This is a genomic window from Nocardioides sp., assembly GCF_004803405.1.
Taxonomy (GTDB): Bacteria; Actinomycetota; Actinomycetes; order Propionibacteriales; family Nocardioidaceae; genus Nocardioides; species Nocardioides vastitatis.
In genome coordinates this window covers 1-5,939 of sequence record NZ_SSXI01000273.1, presented here as the reverse complement: position 1 = coordinate 5,939, position 5,939 = coordinate 1, and the positions used below count along the sequence as shown (strand labels likewise).

At 71.4% G+C, this 5,939-nt stretch carries 6 protein-coding genes; 2 read left to right on the top strand and 4 right to left on the bottom strand.

The genetic code is table 11. The features are described from left to right. Nucleotides 1-488: 488 nt before the first annotated feature. Nucleotides 489-1,961 (bottom strand): PhoX family protein, encoded by a 1,473-nt coding sequence (locus E7Z54_RS19540; protein WP_136436395.1) that lies wholly within the window; start codon nucleotides 1,959-1,961, stop codon nucleotides 489-491. Nucleotides 1,962-2,097: 136 nt separating this feature from the next. On the opposite strand from E7Z54_RS19540, the gene E7Z54_RS19535 reads away from it, so the two are divergent. Next, nucleotides 2,098-2,382 carry a zf-TFIIB domain-containing protein gene (locus E7Z54_RS19535; protein WP_136436394.1) on the top strand — a complete coding sequence of 95 codons (285 nt, stop codon included), beginning with the start codon at nucleotides 2,098-2,100 and terminating at the stop codon, nucleotides 2,380-2,382. A gap of 6 nt (nucleotides 2,383-2,388) precedes the next feature. On the opposite strand, the gene E7Z54_RS19530 is transcribed toward E7Z54_RS19535, so the two are convergent. After that, complete coding sequence (locus E7Z54_RS19530; RefSeq protein WP_136436393.1) at nucleotides 2,389-3,516, bottom strand: glycosyltransferase family 4 protein; 1,128 nt, start codon at nucleotides 3,514-3,516, stop codon at nucleotides 2,389-2,391. Nucleotides 3,517-3,714: 198 nt separating this feature from the next. Here E7Z54_RS19530 and E7Z54_RS19525 point away from each other — a divergent pair, with 198 nt between their 5' ends. Further along, a complete protein-coding gene (locus tag E7Z54_RS19525) occupies nucleotides 3,715-5,106 on the top strand; it encodes a class II fumarate hydratase (RefSeq protein ID WP_206056414.1) in 1,392 nt (463 codons plus the stop codon). A 33-nt stretch (nucleotides 5,107-5,139) separates the two neighbouring features. On the opposite strand, the gene E7Z54_RS19520 is transcribed toward E7Z54_RS19525, so the two are convergent. Both E7Z54_RS19520 and E7Z54_RS23835 read right to left on the bottom strand, forming a co-directional pair. Next, the gene (locus E7Z54_RS19520; protein WP_240769795.1) at nucleotides 5,140-5,424 is read right to left on the bottom strand and encodes a GlsB/YeaQ/YmgE family stress response membrane protein; all 285 of its coding nucleotides are present in this window, start codon (nucleotides 5,422-5,424) and stop codon (nucleotides 5,140-5,142) included. Nucleotides 5,425-5,466: 42 nt separating this feature from the next. Beyond that, nucleotides 5,467-5,939 (bottom strand): lytic transglycosylase domain-containing protein (locus E7Z54_RS23835; protein ID WP_206056417.1); only part of this gene is annotated, 473 nt, incomplete at its 5' end.

The window sequence follows — 5,939 nt, the reverse complement described above, 5'->3', positions numbered from 1 at the left end:
GCGTTGCTGTGGTTCTCAGGATCCATGAGTGGATGCTTCCAGCCACCACCGCCATCTGGCCGGTGCCGGGAACCCGCCTGTGGACAGCCGATCCGCCACGGATTGGTGTGGAGGACAGGTGGTCAACCGCGTACTCGCCGACGCGACCTCCTCGACCAACGGGCCACGGGCCCCTCGATCCACCGACGACCGCTGGCCGGCAGCGGCGCGCAACCACCCGACCGCCGTACCCGCCTCGCTGCCTGTCGGCCCGCACCGGCTGCGGCGCGGATGGTCTCGTGGCGGTCGCGGACGGTCGCCACGCGACTCCTCGACCAACGAGCCACAGGCCCTCGATCCACCGACGACCTTCCGGCCGGCAGCGGCGCGCAACCACCCGACCGCCCTACCCGCCTAGCTGCCTGTCGGTCCGCACCGGCTGCGGCGCCGGCGGTCTCGTGACGGTCGCCGCGCGACCTCCTCGACCGACGAAACGATCGCCCAGCGACCTACACCCCGATCTTGCGCCACGGACCCCAGATGGCGAAGGTCATGCCCGCGCCGGCCTGGATGTTGACGAACAGCGTGTGGCCGTCGGGGCTGAACGTCGAGCCGGCGAACTCGTCGCCGTGCCGCGGCGTCCCTGCGCTGCTGCGCAGGCGGTTGAGGGCGATGTCCCAGATCGAGCCGTCCTGGGCGAGGCCGCGGATGAAGTTGTCGCCGCTGCTGTCCTCGCACACGACGAGCGTGCCGCGCGGCGAGGTGGTGATGTTGTCGGGCAGGTCGAGCTCGAGCGGGCCGGACGACTGGAAGACCACGCGCAGCGTCTCGGCGCGGGTGTCGTAGGCCCACACCTGGCCCGAGCCGCGGCCGTAGCCCGCGGGGTTGTGCCGGTCGCTCTCCGGCACGCCGCCACCCTGGGTCGAGGTGAAGTAGATGATGCCGTCGTCGTACACCTGGCCCTCGAGGCGTGAGAAGTAGGCGGCGCCCTGGTCCCACCCCTGACTGCTGACATGGACGATCGCGGTGTCGTTCGGCGTCGGCGCCGGCTCACCGGGGGTGTAGTCGTAGAGCACGTCGGGATCGGGGATGTCGACCCACTCGACGTCGTAGACCGCGCCTGCGGACTGCTCGCCCTCGAGGTGGGCGTTCTCGACGCCGGTCACCTTGAGCATCTGCAGGGTGCCGCCGTCCTCGAGCCGGCCGACTTCCATCGGGTGCGACGGCGGCCGGTAGCGGTAGAAGCCGGACGCGAAGGCGAAGTTGTCCTCGGTGAGGTAGAGGTAGCCGTCCACCGGGTCGAACGAGACCGCCTCGTGGGCGAACCGGCCGGCGCTGCGGATCGGCTGACGCGTCGACTGGCCCGCGCCGGGCTGGTGGCTGACCGGCACCTCGAAGACGTAGCCGTGCGGCTTGGTGAGCGGCACGTTGGAGGCGCGGGTGAAGTCGGGACCGACGTCCGGGCCGTTGACGGTCTCCTCGCAGGTGACCCAAGCACCCCACGGCATCTGCCCGCCGGAGCAGTTCATCATCGTTCCGTTGAGGCTGGTGAACGAGCGGATCACCGCGCCCTGGCGGGTGACCTGGACCGTGGTCGTGCCACCGCCGGCCATCGAGTCGTACGGCGCGGGCGCGGTCGGGCCGCCGGGGCCGAACGCCGGCCGCGGGTTGTTCACCTCGTGGTTGCGGACGAGGATCACCGTGTCGTCCGGGCCGGCGAACGCCCCCATGCCGTCATGGCGCCCGGGCAGCACGGTGCCATCGGTCAGCACCACGGTCGACTCGGTGTCGTGGAACGAGCGGTAGTTGAAGCCTCGCGGCAGGTGCAGCCGGACCGTGCCGTCGCGCTTGTCCTTGACCGGGAAGAGGGCGGCGACCGAGGGCTGCGCGTGCGCCGCGCCCGGCACGACGAGCCCCGCGAACGGACCGGCCGCGGACAGTGCGGCGGCCGACTTGACCAAGGTCCTGCGATCCATCGACATCTGTGGCTCCTGAGCGCTCGACATCCGGTCATTCACCCTAGACACCAGGTGAAGCAGCGGGCAACGGCCGCGTGGGAACCGGCGCAGCCCCGGATACGTTGGACCGAGTACAACCGAGACTGCGGAGGACAACACGATGCGCTGCCCTGTCGACGAGGCCACGCTGGTGATGAGCGAGCGGAACGGGATCGAGATCGACTACTGCCCCACCTGCCGTGGCGTGTGGCTCGACCGCGGAGAGCTCGACAAGATCATCGACCGCTCCGTGCAGCTGGACCAGCCCCGCCAGGCCCCGCAGCCGCCGCCGCAGCAGCCGCAGTACGACAGCTACCGCGCGCCGCAGCAGCAGTACCCGCCGCAGCAGCAGGGCTACTACAAGAAGAAGCGCAAGGAGAGCTGGCTCAGCGAGCTCTTCGACTGAGGCCGGTCAGGCGATCGCGGCGGTGGGGTCTGTGCTCGGCCGAATGACCGGCTCCGGGGAGGACGGCAGCCGGACCAGCTCCTCGAGCTGACGAACGATGCTCGCCGGGGCGATCGGCCGCGGCCGCGCGAAGACTCCGAGCAGGGCGTCCACCGACTGCGCGACGGTGAACTCCTTCCCCGCGAGCGTCCGTGCACCCGGCGGTACCGGGCCGGCCGCCACCGCGCGGACGATCCCGGCGGCCAGCGCCTCGGCGTTGTCCGGGGCGACCAGGAGCACGGCGCCACAGTCGGTCTCCGGCAGCCCCCCGTCGTCGGAGGCCACCACCCGACACCCGGCATGCTGCGCCTCGATCGAGACGATGCCGAACGTCTCGTGCCAGTACTGGCCGTTGGACGGCATCACCACGACGTCGTGCTCGGCCATCAACGCAGCCATCGCGGCCGGCGTCCGTCGGGCGGGGACCACCGTGACCCCCGGGTGCGCCTCGAGCAGCGTCTCGATGATCCGGCCCTGCGGCCGGTCCGACCCGGCCGCGGTGACGGTGAACGAGAGTCGGTCGTCGCCCTCGAGGAGGTCGCTGTGGAGGGCCGCGAGGAGGGTGTAGATGCCCTTCTCCGGCGTCAGCCGCCCCGCGTAGAGGACCCTTGTCCTGCTCGAGGCGTCGTCGACGCGCGGCTCCGCGGCGAATCCGGGCTCGGCGAACGGGTAGACCACCTGGATCGTCGGGACGTCCACGTCGAGGAACCGCGCCCACATCCGGGCGGCGAAGTGGCTGGTGGCGATGAGCGTGCGGTCGCGGGTCGCGGCGGCCACCGCGGCCGCGCGGTCGGCGCGGATCGGCGGCGGCACGTGCAGGATCTGGTACGACGGCCGGCGGGTCCGCACCGAGGGCGCCTCGCTCACGAACACGACCGGGTCGTCCAGCGATCCGATGTCGGCGAGGGTCGGCAGCGACAGGAACGGGATGTCCGCGAACTCCGACCTGCCGTCGTCCACCCCCAGCCCCACCGTGACGACCTGCGCGGCGATGCCGCGCCGGTTCAGCTCACGGACCTGTCCGACGGTGTAGTTCTCCGAGCCTCCGGTGCCCGCAGGCAGGCGCTCGTGGGGCGACCAGACGAAGGAGATCAATGCGCTCCACGGCGGCGTCTCGCTGCGAGGCCCACTCGCTGCCGCTCGAACTTGCTGCTGGTGCCAGCGCCACTGCCTCCCGCGATGTCCGCGGACGACGGCCTGACAATTGCAGTCTCCTCGCGAGTGTAGGCCGGTGATGCCTAACCCGACGACTCCTGGCCCCTCGGCAGCCGGGACCCGAGTAGCGTCGTCGGCGTGAGCGACACAGCAGACTTCCGTATCGAGCACGACTCCATGGGTGAGGTCCGGGTCCCGGCCGAGGCCCTGTGGAAGGCCCAGACCCAGCGGGCGGTCGAGAACTTCCCGATCAGCGGCACCCCGATCGAGCCGGCGCTGATCCATGCCCTCGGCGAGGTGAAGGCGGCCGCCGCGGTGGCCAACGGACAGCTGGGCGTGCTCGCGCACGAGGTGGCCGCGGCCATCGGCAGTGCCGCCAGGGAGATCGCGGAGGGCCGGCACGACGCGCAGTTTCCGGTCGACGTGTTCCAGACCGGGTCCGGGACCAGCTCCAACATGAACACCAACGAGGTGATCTCCTCGCTCTGTGCTCGCGCGGGCGTGGAGGCACATCCCAACGACCACGTGAACGCCAGCCAGTCCAGCAACGACACCTTCCCGACCGCCATCCACGTCGCCGCCACGCTGGCCGTCGTCCGCGACCTGCAGCCGGCGCTGGAGGTGCTCGCCAGCTCGCTCGAGGCGAAGTCCACCGAGTTCGCGGACCTGGTCAAGTCCGGCCGCACCCACCTGATGGACGCCACGCCGGTGACACTGGGCCAGGAGTTCGGCGGCTACGCGGCCACGGTCCGCTACGGGATCGAGCGGCTGGACGCCGTACTGCCGAGGGTGCGGGGGCTGCCACTCGGCGGCACCGCGGTCGGCACCGGCATCAACACCCCCGAGGGGTTCGCGACCGGCGCCATCGCGGCGCTGCGCGAGGCGACCGGGCAGCACTTCACCGAGGCCCGCGACCACTTCGAGGCGCAGGGCACCCGCGACTCCCTCGTCGAGCTCAGCGGCGTGCTGCGGACGATCGCGGTCGGTCTGACCAAGATCTGCAACGACCTGCGCTGGATGGCATCGGGGCCGACCACCGGCCTCGCCGAGATCCACCTGCCCGACCTGCAGCCCGGGTCCTCGATCATGCCCGGCAAGGTCAACCCGGTCCTTCCCGAGGCCACCCTCATGGTGTGCATGCAGGTGGTCGGGAACGATGCGGCGGTCACCCTCGCCGGCGCCAGCGGCAGCTTCGAGCTCAACGTCGCGATGCCCGTCATGGCTCGCAACGTGCTGGAGTCGGTGCGCCTGCTCTCGACCGCCTCCACGACCCTGGCGCGGCGGTGCGTCGACGGCATCGCCGCCGACGCGGAGCGGATGCGGCGCTACGCCGAGTCCTCGCCCTCGGTCGTGACGCCCCTCAACCGGCACATCGGGTACGAGGCCGCAGCCAAGGTCGCCAAGCAGGCACTCGCCACCGGCAGCACGATCCGCGAGACCGTCCTGGCGCTGGGGTACGTCGACCGCGGCGAGCTCACCCTCGAGGAGCTCGACGCGGCTCTCGACGTGGATGCGATGACCCGCCCCTAGCCTCGGGTCCACGCGCGGCCGATGCGGGTCCGGTCAGTCGGACGTAGCCCGTACGTCGCCACGGTTCCGGCCGACGATGCCCTCGGCGATGCCGACCAGGAGCACCGCGGCGACCACCGCGACCACGAAGCCGATCACGTTCAGCTCGGTGATCTCACCGGTGCCCAGCAGCGACGCGACGATCCCTCCGATGAGGGCGCCGACCATGCCGAGGCCGATGGTCCCGAGGAAGCCGAGGGACTGGCGGCCCGGCTTGAGGAGTCGTGCGAGCACGCCGATGACCACGCCGATGAGGATGAATCCGAGGATCTGGAACATGCCGTGACGGTGCCCCGGCGCGGGCCCGGCAACCGGGTCGACTCAGTACCAGTTGTGGGACTCGCTGTGGCCCCAGGCGCTGCACGGGCTGCCGTAGCGGTCGCGGATGTAACCGAGGCCCCAGCGGATCTGGGTGGCGGGGTTGGTCGCCCAGTCGGCGCCGGCGGACGACATCTTGGAGCCCGGGAGCGCCTGCGGGATGCCGTAGGCGGACGAGCTGGGGTTGTCGGCGTTCCAGCGCCAGCCCGACTCGCGGGTCCACAGCGAGTCGAGGCAGCCGAACTGGTCGGAGGAGAATCCGAACTCCCTGAGCAGCGCGCGGGCGATGTCCCTGGGGTCTGACTCCGAGAGCTTGCGGGCGTCGGTGAGGGCGGACGTGCTCGACTCGGCCAAGGCGGCGGTCTTGGTCGGGTCCGCCTGGGGGCGGCGGTCGTCGCGGGAGATGACCGGGGCCCGCTCGGCGGTGGCGGCGCCGCCACCGGTGCTGCCGGTGGCGGCGTCGGCTACGTCGGCGG